Source organism: Okeania sp. SIO1H4, from assembly GCF_010672695.1.
GTDB classification, from domain to species: Bacteria; Cyanobacteriota; Cyanobacteriia; order Cyanobacteriales; family Microcoleaceae; genus Okeania; species Okeania hirsuta.
Window position 1 is genome coordinate 1 of sequence record NZ_JAAHGB010000042.1, and the last position, 18,633, is coordinate 18,633.

The window sequence follows — 18,633 nt, forward strand, 5'->3', positions numbered from 1 at the left end:
AGAAATTTAACTTTTAAATCCAGTTTTTTTTCCAATTTTCTTGTTCGAGTGGGTCAGACTCCCCATGTTGAGGTGGAGGAACACGTAACCGATCGGGTCATTTGTTTGAGATCTTCCCATCCTCGATGCCGACTTACCTGTTTTCCGGTCAGTTCACTTAACCAATCGGCTACTTTACGACCGTTCCACAATCCACCATCTGGTGATTTTTCACAGAGAACTTGCCACAGTTGGGCTTGCTGTAAATCTGTTAATATTGCCTCCTGCCCTTGGTTGTGACGGCGCCCGTCTCCCAAACTTTTTGTGCCCCATTTGTTGTAGCGTTTGACTAACTGATAAATCCAAGTTCTACTGTAACCAGTGACATGGGCCACTTATCATGGTGTTTTTCCTGTCACCAATAACCAAATTATTTGGTAATGGGTACCTTCGGTGACATTTGTCGCCTGGCGATCATGAACCAGTAACTCTTGAGCACTTAGGTAGTTGGCGATCGCAATCCTTTTGGCCATCAACTTTGAATACCTCTACTGTAATGATTTTGGCTTTATTATAAGTTATCATCCGAACATGATATTAGTGATAGCAAAGAATATTGTGAAATTCAATGAAATACAAACCATCATGCTACAGTTATTTGACAAAAGCTGAAAGTTGAGCCTGAGAGTAATATAGCAATTTTATCTGAAATACAAGTAATTATGGGTGTTGCTGAAACGCGTGTATGATATTAATCTTAATTATTTAGGAGTCAGGAGTCAGGAGTCAGGAGGGAAGAAAGAAGAAGAAAGAGTAGTAGAAGGAGAAAGTTTTTTGTTGACACTCTTATCCGTTAGCGTAGCTCCCCCAGAAGAGGGGGAACAGGACATCATATTTATTTCTTTTTTACTTAAGTCAAAGACTCTAAGTAATCCTGCACCTGACTACGACGCTTGGGTTGGCGCAGTTTCTGTAGAGCTTTTGCTTCAATTTGACGGACTCGTTCCCGAGATAGTTTCAAAGAACGACCAATTTCTGATAAAGAGTAAGGATTACCATCTCCTAAACCATAACGCATTGAAATTACCGACTTTTCTCTTTGAGTTAAATCTTCTAGTAGTCCTTTTAATGCTTGTACTAAAGATTCTCGCATCAACATTTCTTCTGGAGAAGCATCTTCAGTTTCTAGGAGTTCTCCTAACTCAGTATCCTTATCACTACCGACTTTAGTTTCCAGAGAAATTGAACGTGGAACTTTCAGTAACACTTCTCTTACTTGAGTTGGTGTCATTTTTAGTTCTTGGGCAATGTCCTCAAGTTTTGCTATACGTCCTTTTTCTTGAGAAATTTTTCGTTGTGCTTTTTTAATTTTGTTTAACTTTTCGGTAATATGGACAGGTAAGCGAATTGTACGACTTTGAGTAGCGATCGCTCTTGTAATTCCTTGACGAATCCACCAGTAAGCATAAGTGCTGAATCGATACCCTCGTCTTGGGTCAAATTTTTCAACTGCCCTTTCTAAACCCAAAGTTCCTTCTTGGATTAAATCTAAAAGCTCTAGACCACGATTCTGGTACTTTTTTGCTACTGACACTACTAAACGCAAGTTAGCATTAATCATGTGGTCTTTGGCTTTAATACCATTACTTTGAGCTTGCTCCAGTTCTTTGACAGTTAAACCTGCTAATTCTGCCCAACGAAGTTTTCCGGCAGTCAGAGCAGGTTTTAGTTCTACTACAGGTATATCTGCTGCTTTTGCCCACCGTTCTAAAGATGGCCTATGTCCTAACTGAGCTGTCAGACGATTACGAATCTCAATCAACTGAACATAACACTGAATTACGCCTTCTTCTTCTTTAGCTGATTCATTGAGTAACTCCCATAACTCTACATAGCGCTTGACTTTTTGAGCTTCAGAGACTTCTTGATCTCTTTCTAGTAAGTCAACTCGACCAATTTCTTGGAGATACAAACGTACTAAATCAGTTGTGCTACGATTAGTGCTTTTTTGAGCATTCTCTGTTTCTCCATCTTCCATTTCTAATTCATTGGTTTCTGGTTTATCAATGATTTGCTCTATATCTTCAGAAATATTAGTCTGTAAATTATTGTCTTGCAGTTTTTCTTCAGATTCTTCAGTGTAACGATAAGTAGCTGACATAGCGATCATCTCAGTTGCTCCAAGTGACAAAAGGCTGTACTTAGTGGACAGTCTATGGATAAAATGCCTTATTCTGAGGAATATTGGCATTTGCTCTAGATTTTGTTTCCTGATGAGTATTGACAATTATAGACTGAATGAACTTAGGCAATCGCTTATATTAAATATTACGTTAAATATATTAGCGATGACCTTAAGAGTACATTTGCCTGTGTGTTTTTGCTCCAGGTAACTTTTCTAGGCTTGATTTTTAGTATACGGAGACTTCTGCTATAGAAAGGTGACTATAGTCAGAAGTTATATTAATGTTCATCACTATTACTGGTTGTTTCCGATCACTTCGGGAAGTTTCTGACTTTGGAAGTTAAATTCTTATAGATCGTTATTTTTATTTTTTGCTGGTTACACTTTACTCTTGACTCAGCTTAATTTTTATAAAGCTTGTAACTTAATTTATGTGTAGTGTACTCAATATAGTTACTAATCAATTTCTAGCTATTAAGTTAGTTCAGACACAATAATAGGTGATCGGTATCACATTTTAGCAGTGATCATTTTTGCTATCAGGGGTGATGGGTGATGTACTTTAGAAGTGATTATAGCTTTCCTGAGTAGCAAAAATGAGGCAAAATCTAAAGTCTACTCCTTACTTTTAGCCTTTGGATGATTTTTCATTAATTCTTTTACCTGTTCAGCATGATATGAGCTACGAGTCAAGGGGGAAGCAACAACTTGTAAAAAACCCAATGAATAGCCTATTTCTCTCCATCGATCAAACTGTTCTGGCTTGACAAAACTAGATACTGGTAGGTGCTTAGGACTTGGTTGCAAGTATTGTCCAATAGTTAAAATGTCACAGTCAACGCTCCGTAAGTCCTCCATTACTGTTTGGACTTCTACTTCAGTTTCTCCCAGACCTACCATAATACCAGATTTTGTGTATACTTCTGGGGCAAATTCTCGCGATCGCCTGAAGAGTTCTAATGTACGATGATAGTCACCTTGAGGGCGAACTCTACGATACAGTCGCTTAACAGTTTCGGTATTATGATTAAGTACTTCTGGCTTTGTTTGAAGAATTATTTCCAGAGCTTGCCAATTACCACATAAGTCTGGTATTAGGACTTCTATGCTTGTTTGAGGTGAAATTTCTCTAACTTGGGAAATACATTTGGCAAATTGAGTAGCGCCCCCATCTTTCAAGTCATCTCTATTAACAGAGGTAATAACTACATGATTGAGCTTTAACCTTTTAACTGCTTCTGCCAGTCGCTCTGGTTCAGTCGTATCTAAAGGCTGAGGCTTTTTCTCAAAATCTATATCGCAGTAGGGACAAGCACGGGTACAAGCAGGTCCCATAATTAGGAAAGTTGCTGTACCAGCATTAAAACACTCACCTATATTTGGACAGGAAGCCTCTTCGCAGACCGTATTGAGATTCAAGTCTCGCAAAATTTCCTTGACATTACCAACTCTTTGCCATTGAGGGGCTTTTACTCGTAACCAGTTCGGCTTAACTACCACTTCTTCCTCTGCTGTGATTTTTACCTTAAGTTTAGTTTAACAAATGTCGCATAATAGCCACAAGAGGTTTAAGTAAGTTTTTCGGTAAATTCCTGAGTTTAGGAAGTAGCGAAAGATTGACAATCAAGTTTATATAAATAGGTATAAATCATTGTATAATAATATGTAACCCCAACCTTCTAAGACCACACTACAATAACAAAAGTAAGCCTGTTTTTATTCCTAATCCTGTTCAAGTTCCTACTGTGTCAAATAAATCTACAAATATTAAAACAAAAATAATGGTGATTAGCTCCCAGATGTTAGTTTTTATGGCTCTTCTAGACTAAATATGAAAAATTACTAGCAAAAATGCCAACGACTGTAAAGTTCTTTTTCTAAAGTTGTCAAAGTTAGTTAACCCATAACCTCTCCTTTTAATTAACTTGATTTTTTGATTAATTCCTTCTACTGTTCCTTGGGTTGTCCGGTGATCAAAATATCCTAAAATCTCATCAATCCATCTTCTGATTGTTTGACAACTTTTCGGAAAATCTTTATAACATGATTGAGTCTATTCCACCATCTTCCACAAAGCTTCATTGCCTGTTATTTGACTTTCAAATATGTCTCTTTTCTTCTGTTTTTTGTGATACATAGACATTCATTTATGAGCGACTTTTTCCACTTCCTTTAACTTCTCTTTCTCTGTTTAATTCAGCTTCTATTTTTTATTTAATAAGGGATACTTAATCAAGGTTATTCCTGGTATTTTTAGCTCTCTTTGTTTTTGATTTTTAAACTTTTGTGCCTCGATTTTTTCTATTTTTATTCTGGTATCTAACTCTTCATTTATTTGTTTCATTACATGAAACCTATCCACTACTATTTGTGCATTGGGTATTCATTCTTCCACTACACTTTTATATGGCTTCCATAAATCTATGCTCACTTCTTCTATTTGGTTTAATCTCTCTGAACCCAAGCTCCGCAAGTATTCTCCTATGACTTCCTTATTTCTTTTCTCCAATAATCCTATGGGTTTTTTCAATTCTAAGTCTACTCAAACTGCTGGATAATTCTTCCCTCCTTTTAAATCAGTTATTTCATCAATACCCAACCTGTTTAACTTTGAAGGTTTTTCCTTTAATAAATCCTCTCCTAATTCTTTAAGTATGGTTTCTATTTCTGCTGGAGTCATTCTATTTCTTTTTCCAGTATTAATGACATCCGTTTCCCATGGTTCTGTCACGACTTTTTGAGCTAATCTTTTCCTATAAGTTCTTCTTTTTTTGACAAAGTTTAATTCCTAACTAAAAACTTTTTTACAGTTTTTACATCTAAATTGACGGCGATTAACAAGTAGAAAAACATCAAAGCTACTCAAGGAAATATCTCTGACTCTATATCGATGAGATTGATGGATTTTATCTGTAGTCTTTTGACAATGAGGACAAGTTGTAGTTTGGACTTTATTTTCTCATTCAATCAGTAATTCATTTTCAGTAATAAAATGATAATTAGTTGCTTTAAAGCCTTCAAATTTAATGATTTGAGTGATCAAAAAGAGAAGGGAGTTAGATGGCATATTATTAAAATTTCATTTTTGTTGCTCAAATTCAATACATTTAATAGCATTAACATCTGTCATTAGTCAATATTTAGCAAGGGTTTGAGTATACTTGACTTTAAAATTACTAAGGAAAATGTAATTTTTTTATTCTTAAATTGTCATAACTACTCTAGAAGAGCCATTTTTATTATGCTTTCTAAACCAATAAATGCTTGACCAAATAAGTGTGTTGGCAACTGAGGAAAGCTAGCAATTCCTTGAGGTAAAGGTGAAATTCCTAATATCCAACTTAGTAATGCAGTTGCTAAAATTCCCCATAATAATGATCCAGTAATCCTGCGAGCTATGAATCCAGAAGTAATAATAATTCCAGCGATGGCTACTAATGTTTCTGGTTGATTTAGATTCCCTAAAGTTGTAGTTGTAGTTTCATCATAGACAATAATTTTGGTGTTTATTAGAGCTATATAAGCAATAAATAAGCCAATACCAACTGTTGTAGCTTGTTTAATACATTCAGGAATAGCATTAACTATTTGATTGCGAATTTTACTAATAGTTAAACAAATAAAAATTAAGCCTTCTATCAACACAGCAGCCAAGGCAATTTGCCAAGAAATTCCTAACTTCAACACTACTGAAAAAGCAAAATAAGCGTTTAACCCCATGCCTGGTGCTAAGGCAAATGGATAATTACCGTATATTCCCATAATTAGAGTAGCTAATGCTGCTGATATTGCTGTAGCAATTACTAATTCTCCAAATAAATCGCCGGAGCTCTGCAAAAAAATTGCTTTAGATAATATGTCAGGATTTACTACTAAAATATATGCCATTGTCACAAAGGTAGTTATTCCTGCTACACTCTCTGTGCGAAAGTTAGTTTTGAGCTGGTTAAATTGAAAAAATTTAGCAATAATTACTAATTTATTTAACTGGCCATTTTCTGGAGTCATGTTGCTACCTAACAATTGAGAATTTGGCTAGAGAAAGTATCTTTATTTGTATCTTTTGTCAAGTAAAAAAAGTTTTTTTCTACAATTCTAAATACCGTTTCTATTAACTGAGAATACTTTAATAGATAACTGTTTCAGTCTTTTGCAAAAAGTATTATACATACACTATATTTAGCAATATTTAGCAATTTTTGATTGATTTTTGCAAAAATACATAAATATTCGCTTCATTATCATTACTTTTTCAAATTTTATCCTTCATCATAAAAAAAATTGATTTTGTTAAAACCATGCTGTATAATTATTTATATATTTCTAATTTATTTAGAATTGTTGCAGCAATTTTTTGTCGATAGATTCTAGGCATTAGTAAGCCTTCGTTAACGAAGTCAGAAGTCAGATATGGGAGCTATCAGATTGGTAAAGTCCAGAAGTTATTTTTGTAAGGGGGATTGTGATCAACCTTCTAAAAAAAATTCGCCTTAAAAGGCAGGGTTTTAGACCAAATTATTTTGATAAATCAGTAATTTTTTTTGATTTTTTTCACATTCCTTGCCATAAAAATTGTTTTTTAAAATTCATATATCAAAAAAATATTGAATTATAGGTTGTTTTAAGAAGGCTTATGCAAAATAAGATTTTTCTGTAATTTCTATCTAACACATCAGCGTTGCAGAGCAAAGGAATTTTAAACTTATAGTTATAGGGTGCATCACAGATTCTTAAGTCCTATTTGATTTTCATAGCTAAACATTTAAAATGACTAAAGAACTAAAACCTTTTTAGTGTTTCTACAAAATAGGACTAATATGTAAGTTTTTTTTCTGGCTTATACAAAATTTAAAGGTAAATTTAACATGACAAGTCAACTGGAATTACTACCCCAAAATTCAGCAAAAAAATCTACAACTTTCTCTTTAATAGCATTATTAATAGGATTATTAGCTGTATCCTTAGCCGCAATTTTTATTCGATTAAGCGAACGAGAATTAGGACCTGCTAGCACAGTATTAGATCGTTTTATTATCTCTGGTTTTGTATTGTATTTTTGGAGTAATTTCCAAGCTCAAAAAAATAAATCATCAACTAATAAAAATGAACAATATTCAACTTATACATTTAGTGATTGGACTTGGTTATTAGCTGGTGGTTTTACTTTTGCTCCTAGTTTACTTCTTTGGGCATGGTCTTTAACTCAAACTAATGTAGCGAACTCAACTATACTTCATAATATGATTCCCATCTTTACTGCTCTGGGAGGATGGATATTTTTAAGTCTTCGTTTTGACCGTAGATTTTTAATAGGAATGGCAATAACTATAGTCGGAGCAATTACCATTGGAGCAGATGATATACAAGTAGATTTAGAACATTTTACTGGCGACTTAGCAGCATTTGCATCTGCAATTTTATTTGGTGCTTACTACTTATTAATTGAAAAACTTCGCTCCAAATTTTCTGCAACAACTATCTTATTATGGACTTGTATAAGTGGTAGTTTATTTACTCTTCCTATTGCTTTATTCACGGAAGATCATATTTTACCTTTTTCTTGGGAAGGATGGTTATCAATTATTGGTTTAGCAGTAATTGCCCAAGTTTTAGGTCATGGGTTTGTTACTTATAGTCTCAAAACTTTTTCCTCTGGTTTTGTTGCTTTATGCTTTTTATTGGAACCTGTAATTACTGCTTTAATTGCTTGGGGATTATTCTCGGAACAACTTACTATAATTAGTTGGATAGGATTTTCTATAGTTTTATTAGGATTATATTTAGCTCAATCAAGTCCTTCAATTCAGAAAGCTAGTAATTGAAATAGCGGTCAGCGTTCAGCTATTAGCTATCAGCTTCTCAAGGTTTATAGTAAAGGATTAAAACTCCTATTAACACGCACCACTATATTTGAAAAATTAGTGGGGTGAGAGACCTAAACTCCTGGATTTTTAGCTGATAGCTAAATGCTGTTTGCGGAGTATTCCATAAGGAAAAGCTAATAGATAGTTAACAGATATCTGGTGAAAAATAACGTAGGGATGTTCAATGGAACGTCCCTACAAAGGTTGAAGAAAAAGTTGATTTATTTGGTGTTTGTGGAGATTTATAGTACATACATACTAATCCGTGCAAGATTTGTGAGAAAAACTGTAGGGGTTTGGTCTCCAAACCCAAGCTAAAATGGGATTTGGTAACCAAACCCCTAGAACAAAATGTTACAACCTATTTAAGATTGCTACAGCATATTCCAAGTATATGAAGTACAAATATTAATTATAAAACCTTTGTAGCACAGACATCTTGCCTATGATAGCTCTACCAAACCCTATCTGGAAATCCCCTGTAAATCAATAAATTTGTGATTTTAAATAATTAAATTAATCCCACTGTTAAATAAATCTTCAATAGTTTGTTTATCTCTAATAATGACTCCTAGTTCATCTCTATATGTTAAATTGGGGTCTGCTCTAAATGATAAAAAGTTAAAGCTGGTTACTATGGCAAATTTATCATCACAAATAATTTGTTTACGATGACTATTTTCAGTTTTGTCAAATAGGAGATTTTTGTGATTTGCCTTTAAATTCTCTAATTGTTTAATAGACTTATCATCATTTTGAGAATTTGAACCTTTAATTCCATAGATTATATAAACTTTTACTTTTCGTCTGAGGGTAGCTTCTAAATTTGATAAAAATTCTTTGTCTACTACATTTACTTTAATCGAAGGTGAAACTATCATTAATCTATTTTTTGCTTCTGTTAAAGCTTTAACTAAATATTCACGAATTTGATAAGTATGAACTACCTCTGAAATTCTAGTTTTATTTTGAACTTACTTGAGTTCTTTCTGAAGCTTTTTTTTCTTGTTTGACTGAATTATTTTTAGTTTCTACAAAATTATCAGGGTAATCAATAGAGTCAATTTTTGTAGTTAACTTTTCTACAGTTTGAATATCATCATCTTGAATATTAGGAATAACTTTGTTGACCGAATCTTGAGGTGGTTTCTCTTCTTCCATTTATTGAAAAATTGGCTCAAGTATTTTTTTCCCTTCAGCATACAATTGTTCTATAGTCTTCCGATATTCTGGTTGAATAAAACCTCTAGAAAAAATCTCATATTAAATTTCGCGATCGCTAGGATTACTTTTATACAAAACTAGCAAAACTTCATGGTATTGAGGATATATTTTTTCTATGTTATTAACTTGTACTAATTCTATGGGATTAGGATTATTGGGATCGGAATTTTGTAAAAGTTTTTCAATATCTGGGTAGTAATCAACTAAATCCTCTATATGACCTTTCCTTGGTTTTTTGATAATTTTATTTATCGCACTATTTTTATGAATTTTACTGTCAAAAATTTTCAGAGAAAAGGAGTTGGTTAATTTTCCATTTAGAGTGTCTAGATAAAAAGTCTGAGTTTCAGAAATAGGAGCTAAAATTGTTTGTTGTGCTAAAACATTCAAACCTGCTGCTGTTAACTTTAAGTTTTCTTCTTTTTTGACTAAATCTCGGGAAATTAATTCTGATAATACCTTTTCTATTTGAGAACTTTTCATACCAAGAAAACTCGAAAAACAAATAGGTAGATAAAATCAAACATAAATTTACTGTAGGGGTTTGCTAACTAAATCCCTTAACATTTATTTTTCCTACATTAGTTAATATAGACTGCAAAAAAAGTTAATTCTGACCCTAATCTTCAATTAATATAGTGTTTCTCAAACTTGTGAGGTATACCAAAAACATCCCATGTTCAGTGCGATCGCTTAAATTTAATAGCTGCTACTCCCTCGTAGGTCTGAGAAACGCTATATACTCAATTCTCTTCTTGTTAAATCAACGATACCAGTAATAGTTGCTTGCTTATCTGCCTAAGCTTTTTTCTTCTAGGGTTTTAGTGTGGAGTAAATGGATAAAGGAAAAATTTGTTCCTGTTTATTGGGACAACCAGGATTGGATACATCAGGTTCGACTCCACTACAAGCTTCAACAACCTGGACAATCTCAGGACCTTGATTTACTGAACTATAGGTTTGCTCAGGAGCTTCTGAAACTCTTTGCGCTGTATAATACACTTGAGGATCATTTGTTTCATCAGTAACGAGAATCGGACCAAGAACCCCGAGCGGTGTCCCACCAACAATATTTTGTAACGTAATAGTTAGCAATTTATCTTCTGTGAGAGCTTGTCCTTCTGCAAAGAAAAGAATACATTCAAAAGGTATATTTCCTACATTACGCAAGTAATGTTGACTCGCTGGGGATAGAGGTTTAATTGAGTAAAGTTACCCATAAACTATCCTAACCAATTTTTCATTCCACTCCTTATTTATAGCAATGAGCGCTGGTATATTTACAAATTGCAGGAGGGGCAAAATAGCTAAAAGTCTTATATTATCAGCAATTTATTCCCCCAGATGAGCTGTTGCCTGTTGCCTGTTGCCTGCGCACAGCGCTATAACTTCTGTAAATTTATGAAATTATGATAATTTTCTTGATTATCACCCAGAATACTTTCTAATAATTTTGACTCTCCATCTATCCAAATTGAAATTATTGACTTTTCTTTAACACCTAATAACAAAACAAATTTCTAGGTGGTGCTGCATTTTAATTATAGGGAATTTTTATTATTTTAGTTATGTTTCCTGATAGAAACATCTTGCTCCCTTGCTAGAAATTATTCATCTCTATTTACCATTATTTCTAAATATCTTTGAAGCGATCGCCACCCTATCATCCTAATCTAAATAACCTTTAAATTACCGTTAAATTAAGGTTTAAAGCATCTCCTTGGCTGGACTACGGCCTGTCGTCCTACAGGTATAAAAAAATAAAAAAATTTCCTTTTAAACAATCCTTATATTAAAGAAGAGGTAATTATTAATTATTAATTATTAATTGTTAACAATTTAACCTTGATTAAATTCTTCAATAATCCAATGAAAAGTTTCTATTACTTGCCGTAATGCTGCATCATCTTGTAATGTGGATAAACGTAGACTAGGCGCTCTAAATTCTTCTAAATTTTCTGGTAGAGCTAGACCGATCGAACTAAGTTTAGCTCTTAATTCCAACCATTTAGTGTTGTGATTAAATGGAGGTTGACCACTATATTTATTCGAGTAAATTTCTAGATGACCTGAAATATCAATACTAAATAACTCTAGACTCTTTTTTCCAGGTTGATTAACTATTGTAGTAAAACCACCATAAACATCTCCTGTCCCCCATTGAATTGAGGTTATGGGTTCTTGTTTTTTTGCCCATTCATGAATTTTTCTGAGTATTGCTGCCTCATCAGCACCCCATCTAGTTTGAAATTCTTGAAAGAAAGATACTTCGTCCCACCTTCTTCTTTCACGGGTTGTGCTTGATTTTTTCAGTTGTGCTTCAGTCGTTTGACCAATTACTCTTGGAACTAAAGTTCTTAAACCTTCTTGACTAACATACTGTTTAATTTCTAATGCTAAAACTTCTACTGGATCTATCTGCTCGTTCAGAAATTCTACTACTCTTCGTAATTCTGCCGGAATATTATCTGCCACAAATACTAAACGAATTTTATTTGCTTGTAAATTCGTTTTCACTTTTTGCCAAAACTTTTCTTCGTCAGCATCTAGACCCAGAAATTTTTCAAATACTTGTTCTGGATCGCGACCATGTTCCCGACAGTTGACTTCAAACTGAGCAATAATTGATTCCAGAGGCCAATAAACTCCTACATTAGCAGCATAATCAATCATTTGACCTACTACTTGTTGGCGAATTTCTTCTTCGTAAGCACCTTTAACTATTACTAACGTCGGAATTGCTTCTTGGTCAAGAAATAAATGAGATAATGCCCATTGTTGTGTGATATCTTCCTCTGTTGATATTGCTATTTCCCGTGATATTAATAACCATCTTCTGGGAGTAGCTCTGTCTATATCATCTCCTGCAATTAGGTTAGGATAAGTTTCTATAAATTCTTGTAGTTGATCTTCAGACTCATAAGCTTGTTCTGTCATTTCCACAAGTTGATCGTTGTCACGAATTAGGTAAATACCTCCGCCCATGAATATACCTCTATTTTTAAGTCAAAATTCCCAGTCAAAAGCAATATAACTTTTAATTTTTATCTATAGCGCTTTGCGCAGGCAACAGGCAACAGGCAACAGCTCATTTGGGGGAATAAAAAACCTATTTTATCAGACTTTTAGCTATTGGGTAGTTCCTGCAATTTGTAAATATACCAGCGCGTACTGCTATAAAAGTTATTCTAAGTATTGAAAATAGTACAGCTAATTTTTTTTATAGCAGTCGAAGGAAAGGTAAGAACATATCAAAAGCTGAAAACTCAGACAAAGTCAGATTTTTCCTTATGCCTTATGCCTTCTGCTATACTACTTAATTAATTTTTGTTAATAACTGTCTTGAAAATGTAAACTTTGATATTTAAAACTAATTTTGAAATTTTCAAAAAATTAATTTTAAACAATTGCTAATCTCTACATTTCTATAAATTCATTATTGATTCATTTATCACTCCTGTAAATACTTTTTCTGCTGGTCCAGTCATATAAACTTTTTGGTCTGTGGTTGACCATTCAATCTCCAAACAACCTCCAGGTAGTTCAACTGTAACTTTGTTCTCGCTTCTTTGAGTTAAAACCCCTGCCACTACTGATGCACAAGCACCCGTACCACAAGCTAATGTTGCACCCGCACCTCTTTCCCATACTCGCATTTTCACATAATTTGGGCTAATAACTTGAATAAATTCTGTATTAGTGCGTTCTGGAAATACGGAGTGATGCTCAAATTGAGGACCTACTATTTCTAGAGCTATATCAGCAACATTCTCTACAAAAGTTACACAGTGTGGGTTCCCCATATTTACACAGGTAACAGACCAAGACTTTCCTGCCACTTCTAAAGTTTGATTAACAATTTTCTCATCAGCATTACCTAGAGTTGTGGGTATTTCCGATGCCAATAGTTTTGGCTGTCCCATATCAACTTTTACTTGGCCATCAGGTTGTAATTCGATTCCGAGCAGACCTGCACCAGTATAAATTTTATATTTAGTTTTATTATCATTATCTATTTCAGCAATAAATTTAGCTAAACATCTAATCCCATTACCGCACATTTCTGACTCTGAACCATCAGAGTTAAATATCCGCATGGTATAATCTGCTTGCTCTTGTCTAGGCAGAGCAAAAATCACACCATTTGCACCAATACCAAAATTGCGATCGCACAATTTTATCGCCTGTTCTGGTGTTACTATAGGTTGCGGGAGGTGGCGATTATCTATCAAAATAAAATCGTTGCCCAGGCCATGATACTTGGTGAATGATACTGTCATGATGATGCTCCAGTAATTAAGTTGAAATTTACTTTTAAATGAAAAGATTACGTGGGAAATATATTGAATAATTATTATGTCTGATTTTGATACCAGTTTACCCAGTGTTCGCCAGATTCAAACTTATATCACAGAGAAGAAAGAAGTAGAGCTAAAACTAATTACTAACGACCTCCATGTAGGAAAAGTTTTCTGGCAAGACCCAAATTGTATTTGCCTCTTAGACCAGTATGATTTACCAATTATAATTTGGCGACAAGCTATTGTTTATCTCAAACCAAAAAACTAATCCTAATTTTTTCATCGAAGTTTTTCTACCTTATTATTTTAATTTAATCAGAAATAGACAATTCCAGAAAAGAGGGAGTAGGCAGTAGGGAGTAGGGAGCATAGATAAATCATCAAATCAATTATTTATCTACGATAATTAATTTTATTTTTTATTATTTGAGATGTCTAATAGAAAATTCCAGAATAATGATGTAACTACAAAATTTGTGGCAAAGTCACATAAGACAAATATAGCACTACCCGCAAATCAGAAGTTATAAGTCATCTCTAACGCTAGTTTGAATATTGAGGAATGTTCTAAACTTTGATTCGACTATAACTATTAGACATAGGAGTAGAAATTACACTTATAGATTATTTTTTGTGTATTTTTTCATAAATTTTCTTCCCTGTTGCCTATTCTATTGCCTACTTTTGCAAAAAGTCGATTCTTTTTCACCAGATGTCTATTGCTAAATTTCTGTAGTTTCATTCACTACTGTAGTTAACTTTTGTTTTTTAGGATATCCCTGAGTCTGCGGAATTTTCATTTGCCTTACTTGACTTAGTTAATGGAAACCACCACAGATCAACAACCGATCGCCCACTTGTAACTTCGTATTTCCTTGAGGCCATCGGATAAATTTCCCTTCTCGTCGAATTGCTTGAATTTCTACCCCATACTGACGACGTAAATTTGCTTGAGATATTTTTTTGCCCGTATAAGGACTAGACTCACCTAAGATTAACCATTGACAAGAGGTACTTTCTTTTGGCACAGCAATTTCTCCTTTTGCCAACTTATCAAAACTCTCTAATTCTGAAGGTTCCCCTACTAACAAAAGTCGATCACCAATATCTAATATTGCCTGACCTCCTGGATAGTCAATTTCTTCTCCTTGGGATCTTGTAACATCTTTTTATCACCCCCAATTATTCGTAACATTCTTTTTTTAAATGGGTATAATACCTAAAACCTACGACCTAAAACCTTCTTTAAATAGATTTCTCCTGAGATGATAGGATATTTTTAATTTGAACCTGCAAATATAATAATTTAGTCTTTAATTAATCGCAAAAATTTTAACTAAAAAAACTAATGTTTTGGTCTATCAAAATTAAACAGTTTATCCCTAGCTTAATTTTAGCTATAGTTACAACAATACTGGTAATAGCTAGCCCTGGATTCAGCCAAACTGTACAAATAACTCCTACTAACCCACAACTTGGAGATACTTTATCAGTTGTAATTCCGGAATCAATTAGAGGAGCAACTCCTACAGTTAGTATGGATGGAAAAACCTATCCTTTTTTCTCAATTGGACAAAATAAATTGAGGGCATTATTACCAACTACTCCTTTAGACCGACCAGGTACACGACAGCTTCAAATTAACACTGAAGCAGGTGTGCAGAATGTAAATGTAAATCTGCAAAGTCGCTCCTTTCCCACTCAATCTATTTGGTTGCCTCCTGGCAAAGATTCTCTCAAAGGAACAGACTTAGAATTTGACAGAGTGGGAGCATTTAAAAAACTTGTCACTCCAGAGAAATTTTGGAATGGTCCATTTATTCGACCTAACCAAGGTCCTGTAAGTACAATTTATGGGGTGCGACGGTATTATAATGGAGAGTTTGCTGAGAACTATTATCATCGTGGGGTAGATTATGCAGATTATAATGGCTCTCCCGTAGTAGCTCCTGCTGCTGGTCGTGTCGCTCTAGTGGGATTAGAATCTCAGGGTTTTGAAATTCATGGTAATACTGTTGGTATCGATCATGGTCAAGGGGTAACGAGCATTTTTATTCATTTGAGTCGTATCAATGTTAAAGAAGGTGATTTTGTCAAAGCTGGCCAGTTAATTGGTGCTGTAGGATCTACGGGGGCATCTACAGGTCCTCATCTACATTGGGGACTATATGTATCTGGTCAAGCTGTCGATCCTGTTCCTTGGCGATACGAAGGTATTGAATAAAACTTTTCTAATTAACACATCAAGACTCAGAAATTTTTTTCCACCGACTTACTTATATGTGATTTTTAAGTTTTTCTCTGAAAAGTAAGATGATAGTTGATCTTGACTTTGATTAACTTATAATTTTAATCTGATAAATATGTAGAAACCTTATTTAAAAATTATTTTCAGTAAACTTAGAATAAAACTTATGAGCATAGAAAAAATTGTTGAACAAGCTTTACAAGATGGTTATTTAACACCTTCTATGGAAGCAGAGGTAGGATTAATTTGTAACACGGCTTCTGAATTATCAATTGAGGAATATATGGCTCTTGATCGTTTAATGGGAGCTTTATTAACAGGAGAAGTTGTTGTTTTACCTCGTAAACAATTTATTAATGTTATGGAAGAACTAGTGCTGTCTGAGGCTATCGCACGAGTGACAGAGATTGAGGCCACTAGCGAAAAAACCCTTGATGTGGGAGATATTGCAGCTTATGCTTTAAATAGACTTCCTCCTTTATATGCTACTACAGAGGAGGGCGCTCAGTTTCAAAGGTCTAAAGCTAAAGATGAACTTCAAAATCTAATTTCTCAGCAGATAAATGAAGCTATTGCTCAAAATATAGATAGACAACCAATTAATTCTACACCTTTTGGTAGTTATCCTGATGTTGGTTCACAACTTAGTGAATTACTTAAATCTTATGCTCCACATTATGAACAATAATCTGATTTATAATTAAATTATCCTGACTAGATAGGTACATTAGGCTTGTTTGTTCTAAGAATAAAAAAATTATATAAACAAAAAAAATATTTATATTAGTAATTATGAAGTATTCTAAATTATTATTTGCTAGGTAAATATGTAGTTTTTTTTACATCAAAAATTGACAATTCTATATCATTATTTATTTTGTTTATGAACAAAGTGGACTAAATTTTAGAAATACCACCTATGAAATAATTAGAGTAGAGATGTTTGAAAACATCTTCTACTCAACAAATAAAATTGAAATAATAGCAAGGAGAATGTTTTGTATATCAGTACATAGTATCTTAGAAAATGAAAATACAGTCAAAATACTAAATATTCAATAATTCAATCTTTAGGTATTTATTATTAATTACTATTTTTTGAAGTATTACTAGGAGAAGTAGGTATATTTCCTTCTTCTAAGCTACGACGTTTATCTCTTTTTTTCCTCGCTGCCATCAGAGAATCTTCCATAGCATTACGAGCTTGAATTATTCTCTCTAAATTGCTACGATACATTTCGATATCTTTTAATAATTTTTCTTCTGGCAAGTTTAAAGCCTGGGAAATTTTCTTGATCGCTTCTGTACGCTGCGGTTGTTCCTTAACTAACTCTGTATCTGCTATTTCTAGTAAAGTGAATAAACCTATAGCAAATAAGCGATTATACTTAAATTTATAACCATCTGAAATAGCTCTTAAATTATCTTGCAAATGTTGAGCATCATCTCTATCTGCTGATAAGCAAATCCACGATATCATATCCTGTCCAGACATTTGGCTCGCTAAATCTTCTAATCCTTTAGCATCTGCACGGTATTTATCTGAGTCCTCTTCTTGTGCTTGAATCAGAGCATTAAAAATAGAAATTTTGTCCTGTTCAGGAGAGTATCCCTCCATAAAACGGTCAAAAGCTGTAACTATACCCAAAGCATAAAATGGATTATAGCTATAATCAGCATTGACGGAAATCAGGTGCATTTCCACTAACAGCTCTTCAACAACTCGATTGTATATGGAGTTAATTGGACGGGTGTGAGAATTATAAAAAGCTTTCTTAGTATCTGAGACAGTACGAATATTATTCACCTAGTGTTCTAATTCTATAATCCCATCCCTGTCAGATGTTGATTTCCTACTAGGCCAGCTTGAAAGCACATAGTACTGGAAAAGCAGGGTGGGTTTGACTTTATGAAATACCTACAGTAATAACTAAAATTTGACATATTCTCCGGCGGTCAGGCGCGAAGATTCTCCTGAGACCACAATTCTTGGCTTGCTGACGCAAGGCTACGTCAACAATGAGTTCACTTAAATCAGATACCTTGAGATACCTAATCCAGAGATAGTTCTCTTCCCAAGGGTTTGCTCTATTTCAATACCCTGTGGACTTATGCCCTACGGTACAGTTCAAACCTTAAAAAAAACTTTGGTTTTCTGGTACTTGTTGCTTAGAGCTTTTCCATGTACAAGCATTACTGTACAAAACTCCATAAATCTAGTTTTCAAGGTTAAGTCAGCTACTGATTTAAGTAGCTAGGCTTTTAGAGTGGTTAGATACTTTCCACTTTTTATAGAATAACACAAATTCGCCCTGAAAGTAGGAGGCTTTAAACCAAATTTTTCGGTAAAAAATAAAATTAAAATAGTTAACTTAGTTCTTACTGGTTTAATTGATCGTGACTGTATGGCACAGTTGAATATTCTATCAACTTAAGGGCCAAGTACTAATTATTTTAATCTTCTCGAAAACTACTACACAAATATTAGGCCAACTACCTTGTCTTTCCTATTAGTCCTATTAGGAATTGTGGTGACACAACCTGGTATAAACAAGGTAATTGTTTTCCATCACAAATTTGCTTGTAGCATATTGTGTATATATAGACTACATATATTTTACAACTTTGCTACAGTCAATGCTTTAAAAGTTGTCGCTTCCAACCTTTAAATTATGATAATTTAGTTAAAAATAGCACAAGTAAGGATTAAACATAAAACTATAATTAATTTTCTTTGATTTTAAAGTTGAAAATAGCCTTCAGCCTTCAAGATTACGGAATACTCTAAAACAATTGCAACTTAGAGTCTATTTTACCAAGCCTCCATAGCAA

At 33.8% G+C, this 18,633-nt stretch carries 19 protein-coding genes and 3 pseudogenes; 4 read left to right on the forward strand and 18 right to left on the reverse strand.

The genetic code is table 11. The annotated features are described in order from the left end of the window. Positions 1-53 precede the first annotated feature (53 nt). The 9 genes and pseudogenes from F6K06_RS22340 to F6K06_RS22370 form a co-directional block, all read right to left on the reverse strand. The gene (locus F6K06_RS22340) at positions 54-374 is read right to left on the reverse strand and encodes a helix-turn-helix domain-containing protein (RefSeq protein ID WP_124155462.1); all 321 of its coding nucleotides are present in this window, start codon (positions 372-374) and stop codon (positions 54-56) included. A 3-nt stretch (positions 375-377) separates the two neighbouring features. After that, positions 378-512 carry a hypothetical protein gene (locus F6K06_RS22345; RefSeq protein ID WP_287245101.1) on the reverse strand — a complete coding sequence of 45 codons (135 nt, stop codon included), beginning with the start codon at positions 510-512 and terminating at the stop codon, positions 378-380. A gap of 377 nt (positions 513-889) precedes the next feature. Beyond that, positions 890-2,140: an RNA polymerase sigma factor SigC gene (gene sigC, locus F6K06_RS22350; protein ID WP_124145754.1), complete on the reverse strand. Its 1,251-nt coding sequence runs from the start codon at positions 2,138-2,140 to the stop codon at positions 890-892. Positions 2,141-2,779: 639 nt separating this feature from the next. Next, positions 2,780-3,682: a lipoyl synthase gene (lipA, locus tag F6K06_RS22355; protein ID WP_124145742.1), complete on the reverse strand. Its 903-nt coding sequence runs from the start codon at positions 3,680-3,682 to the stop codon at positions 2,780-2,782. 307 nt (positions 3,683-3,989) lie between these two features. Next, positions 3,990-4,199, reverse strand: a pseudogene (locus tag F6K06_RS34150) (transposase); the annotation flags it as partial. A 168-nt stretch (positions 4,200-4,367) separates the two neighbouring features. Continuing rightward, a pseudogene (locus tag F6K06_RS22360) lies at positions 4,368-4,694 on the reverse strand (transposase). Between the two features lie 12 nt (positions 4,695-4,706). Then, positions 4,707-4,895 carry a hypothetical protein gene (locus F6K06_RS22365; RefSeq protein ID WP_205127422.1) on the reverse strand — a complete coding sequence of 63 codons (189 nt, stop codon included), beginning with the start codon at positions 4,893-4,895 and terminating at the stop codon, positions 4,707-4,709. 57 nt (positions 4,896-4,952) lie between these two features. Next, positions 4,953-5,096 (reverse strand): annotated as a pseudogene (locus F6K06_RS34155) (transposase family protein); the annotation flags it as partial. A 284-nt stretch (positions 5,097-5,380) separates the two neighbouring features. After that, positions 5,381-6,172: an NCS2 family permease gene (locus tag F6K06_RS22370; RefSeq protein WP_124154306.1), complete on the reverse strand. Its 792-nt coding sequence runs from the start codon at positions 6,170-6,172 to the stop codon at positions 5,381-5,383. Positions 6,173-7,029: 857 nt separating this feature from the next. On the opposite strand from F6K06_RS22370, the gene F6K06_RS22375 reads away from it, so the two are divergent. Beyond that, positions 7,030-7,986, forward strand: a complete 957-nt coding sequence (locus F6K06_RS22375; RefSeq protein WP_124145740.1) for a DMT family transporter — start codon at positions 7,030-7,032, stop codon at positions 7,984-7,986. 545 nt (positions 7,987-8,531) lie between these two features. On the opposite strand, the gene F6K06_RS22380 is transcribed toward F6K06_RS22375, so the two are convergent. The 7 genes from F6K06_RS22380 to dapF form a co-directional block, all read right to left on the reverse strand. Further along, positions 8,532-8,984: a phospholipase D-like domain-containing protein gene (locus F6K06_RS22380; RefSeq protein ID WP_339379431.1), complete on the reverse strand. Its 453-nt coding sequence runs from the start codon at positions 8,982-8,984 to the stop codon at positions 8,532-8,534. A 7-nt stretch (positions 8,985-8,991) separates the two neighbouring features. Beyond that, positions 8,992-9,189 carry a hypothetical protein gene (locus F6K06_RS22385; RefSeq protein WP_205127420.1) on the reverse strand — a complete coding sequence of 66 codons (198 nt, stop codon included), beginning with the start codon at positions 9,187-9,189 and terminating at the stop codon, positions 8,992-8,994. A 102-nt stretch (positions 9,190-9,291) separates the two neighbouring features. Beyond that, entirely contained in the window at positions 9,292-9,735 is a 444-nt protein-coding gene (locus F6K06_RS22390) for a hypothetical protein (RefSeq protein ID WP_205127419.1), read from the reverse strand. 330 nt (positions 9,736-10,065) lie between these two features. Further along, positions 10,066-10,422: a hypothetical protein gene (locus F6K06_RS22395; RefSeq protein WP_124145739.1), complete on the reverse strand. Its 357-nt coding sequence runs from the start codon at positions 10,420-10,422 to the stop codon at positions 10,066-10,068. 212 nt (positions 10,423-10,634) lie between these two features. After that, positions 10,635-10,763: a hypothetical protein gene (locus tag F6K06_RS22400; protein WP_275670397.1), complete on the reverse strand. Its 129-nt coding sequence runs from the start codon at positions 10,761-10,763 to the stop codon at positions 10,635-10,637. A gap of 328 nt (positions 10,764-11,091) precedes the next feature. After that, on the reverse strand, positions 11,092-12,237 hold the full coding sequence (locus F6K06_RS22405) for a hypothetical protein (RefSeq protein ID WP_124145738.1): 1,146 nt from the start codon (positions 12,235-12,237) through the stop codon (positions 11,092-11,094). 440 nt (positions 12,238-12,677) lie between these two features. Beyond that, positions 12,678-13,532, reverse strand: a complete 855-nt coding sequence (gene dapF, locus F6K06_RS22410) for a diaminopimelate epimerase (RefSeq protein ID WP_124145737.1) — start codon at positions 13,530-13,532, stop codon at positions 12,678-12,680. A gap of 76 nt (positions 13,533-13,608) precedes the next feature. On the opposite strand from dapF, the gene F6K06_RS22415 reads away from it, so the two are divergent. After that, entirely contained in the window at positions 13,609-13,821 is a 213-nt protein-coding gene (locus tag F6K06_RS22415; RefSeq protein ID WP_124145736.1) for an RNA-binding protein hfq, read from the forward strand. Positions 13,822-14,371: 550 nt separating this feature from the next. Here F6K06_RS22415 and F6K06_RS22420 read toward each other — a convergent pair. Further along, positions 14,372-14,644 carry a cation:proton antiporter regulatory subunit gene (locus F6K06_RS22420; RefSeq protein WP_240039022.1) on the reverse strand — a complete coding sequence of 91 codons (273 nt, stop codon included), beginning with the start codon at positions 14,642-14,644 and terminating at the stop codon, positions 14,372-14,374. Positions 14,645-14,901: 257 nt separating this feature from the next. On the opposite strand from F6K06_RS22420, the gene F6K06_RS22425 reads away from it, so the two are divergent. Continuing rightward, positions 14,902-15,777, forward strand: a complete 876-nt coding sequence (locus tag F6K06_RS22425) for a M23 family metallopeptidase (RefSeq protein ID WP_124145734.1) — start codon at positions 14,902-14,904, stop codon at positions 15,775-15,777. A gap of 190 nt (positions 15,778-15,967) precedes the next feature. Then, positions 15,968-16,489 carry a late competence development ComFB family protein gene (locus F6K06_RS22430; RefSeq protein WP_124145733.1) on the forward strand — a complete coding sequence of 174 codons (522 nt, stop codon included), beginning with the start codon at positions 15,968-15,970 and terminating at the stop codon, positions 16,487-16,489. 396 nt (positions 16,490-16,885) lie between these two features. Here F6K06_RS22430 and psb29 read toward each other — a convergent pair whose 3' ends face one another. Continuing rightward, a complete protein-coding gene (psb29, locus tag F6K06_RS22435) occupies positions 16,886-17,608 on the reverse strand; it encodes a photosystem II biogenesis protein Psp29 (RefSeq protein ID WP_124145732.1) in 723 nt (240 codons plus the stop codon). Positions 17,609-18,633 lie beyond the last annotated feature (1,025 nt).

Coding starts and splice junctions, on each gene's coding strand:
- F6K06_RS22415 (WP_124145736.1), top strand. CDS start 13,609: ATGTCTGATTTTGATACCAGTTTACCCAGTGTTCGCCAGATTCAAACT.
- F6K06_RS22370 (WP_124154306.1), bottom strand. CDS start 6,172: ATGACTCCAGAAAATGGCCAGTTAAATAAATTAGTAATTATTGCTAAA.
- F6K06_RS22385 (WP_205127420.1), bottom strand. CDS start 9,189: ATGGAAGAAGAGAAACCACCTCAAGATTCGGTCAACAAAGTTATTCCT.
- F6K06_RS22375 (WP_124145740.1), top strand. CDS start 7,030: ATGACAAGTCAACTGGAATTACTACCCCAAAATTCAGCAAAAAAATCT.
- F6K06_RS22345 (WP_287245101.1), bottom strand. CDS start 512: ATGGCCAAAAGGATTGCGATCGCCAACTACCTAAGTGCTCAAGAGTTA.
- F6K06_RS22405 (WP_124145738.1), bottom strand. CDS start 12,237: ATGGGCGGAGGTATTTACCTAATTCGTGACAACGATCAACTTGTGGAA.
- sigC (WP_124145754.1), bottom strand. CDS start 2,140: ATGTCAGCTACTTATCGTTACACTGAAGAATCTGAAGAAAAACTGCAA.
- dapF (WP_124145737.1), bottom strand. CDS start 13,532: ATGACAGTATCATTCACCAAGTATCATGGCCTGGGCAACGATTTTATT.
- F6K06_RS22425 (WP_124145734.1), top strand. CDS start 14,902: ATGTTTTGGTCTATCAAAATTAAACAGTTTATCCCTAGCTTAATTTTA.
- F6K06_RS22390 (WP_205127419.1), bottom strand. CDS start 9,735: ATGAAAAGTTCTCAAATAGAAAAGGTATTATCAGAATTAATTTCCCGA.
- F6K06_RS22430 (WP_124145733.1), top strand. CDS start 15,968: ATGAGCATAGAAAAAATTGTTGAACAAGCTTTACAAGATGGTTATTTA.